Genomic DNA, 1,495 nt, shown 5'->3' on the forward strand with positions numbered 1-1,495 from the left:
ACCTTGGCCAGCGTGATGCCGACGACGCCCCAGATGCCGTAGCTGGCCGGCAGCGACAGCAGCCCGCTTGCATGGGCGTCGGTCTGCTCCTGGCCGCCGAGCACGCCGGCCAGCGCCGGCAGCAGCACCAGCGCCAGCACCATGGCCAGGTCCTCGACGATCAGCCAGCCGACAGCGATGCGGCCGCGCTCGGTCTCGATCATCCGCCGCTCTTGCAGAGCGCGCAGCAGCACGACCGTCGAGGCGACCGATAGTGCCAGGCCGAACACCAGTCCCGCGCCCATTGACCAGCCGAGCATCCACGACAACCCGGCACCGAGTGCGGTGGCAAAGCCGATCTGGACGACGGCGCCCGGCACGGCTATGGCGCGCACCGACAGAAGATCCTTCAATGAGAAGTGCAACCCGACGCCGAACATCAGGAGGATGACGCCGATTTCGGCCAGTTCGTTGGCAAGGCCGGCATCGGCGACGAAGCCAGGCGTGTTCGGCCCGACCAGCACGCCGGCTACGAGATAACCGACCAGCGGCGGGATACGGAAGCGGTTGGCGAGAGCCCCGAAGACGAAAGCCAGCCCCAGACCGGCGACGATGGTGGCGATAAGGGGCGTGTCATGCGGCATTGTCTATGGAGCGCCTTTCAAAAACAGCGATGTTGGATGAGCGCCGCCCAAAGCCGCCGCCTGTTTTGCAATATGGTGGATGGTATGTCGGCGATGCAACCCGCGAATCCGTGAAATCGACGGCGCTGCCGCAAAAATTTGACCGGCAGCTGAGAAGCTGCCGGCCGGATCGGAATTTGTGCGGTGCTATTCGTCTCGATCCGTCAGGGCCGATCGACAATGATCAGCCTGCCCGCAGCAGGGCCTCGATTTCCGGTATGGCATGGTTGGTCAATGTCTTGGGAATTTCGGCGGTCACCTTGTCCTCGACCTCCTTGTGCAGCTTTTTGCGCATTGTCCCAAGCACCACTGGCGGTGCGACGAGCACGATCTCGTTGAATTCGCCGTCATGCGCGAGCTTGTAGAGCCGGGCGGCGATTTCATCGGCGAAACGCTCCTTGCCGATGCGGTGCCAGTCCGTATCCTCGACTGCGCTGCGGTGTACGGAGGGACCATCATTGTACCGGCCCGGGCTGTCGCTGCCTTGCTCGCGGGTGGGCGGGTTGTCCTGCTGTATTTCCTGCACCACCTCGAGATTCGGATATTTGTTGTCGCCGGCGTTCCTGAGGAAAAGCGCCTTCTCGCCATCGGCCACCATGACCCAGATACCGTGCTTGAGTATGATTGTGTTCATGATGACAGGCTCCTTTTCAGCCGCGTGGTGGCCTTCGGGGCGTTCCGCAGCCGGGGTTTCGATCCGATATGACAGGCCTTTTGAGAACGCGCCCCGAGCCACTAATGTTCCAGTCGGCCGCCGCGTCGGCGTTGGACATTCCGGCTATCCAGAGTTCGCGGCTTTAATCTACTAATTTGGTAGAATTTAGAAAAAACAG

General features: G+C 62.0%; 2 protein-coding genes. Both read right to left on the bottom strand.

Annotation, left to right across the window (positions count from 1 at the left end):
* A partial coding sequence (locus tag EN984_RS34290) for a cation:proton antiporter (RefSeq protein WP_206517556.1) occupies positions 1-623 on the bottom strand: 623 nt, incomplete at its 3' end.
* A gap of 223 nt (positions 624-846) precedes the next feature.
* On the bottom strand, positions 847-1,296 hold the full coding sequence (locus tag EN984_RS34295) for a host attachment family protein (RefSeq protein ID WP_127271043.1): 450 nt from the start codon (positions 1,294-1,296) through the stop codon (positions 847-849).
* Positions 1,297-1,495: the final 199 nt, after the last annotated feature.

Source organism: Mesorhizobium sp. M7A.F.Ca.CA.004.12.1.1 (genome assembly GCF_003997835.1).
GTDB lineage: Bacteria > Pseudomonadota > Alphaproteobacteria > Rhizobiales > Rhizobiaceae > Mesorhizobium.

What these genes read in the sequence shown, in the direction of transcription:
- EN984_RS34295 (WP_127271043.1), bottom strand. Translation starts at nt 1,296, where the DNA reads ATGAACACAATCATACTCAAGCACGGTATCTGGGTCATGGTGGCCGAT.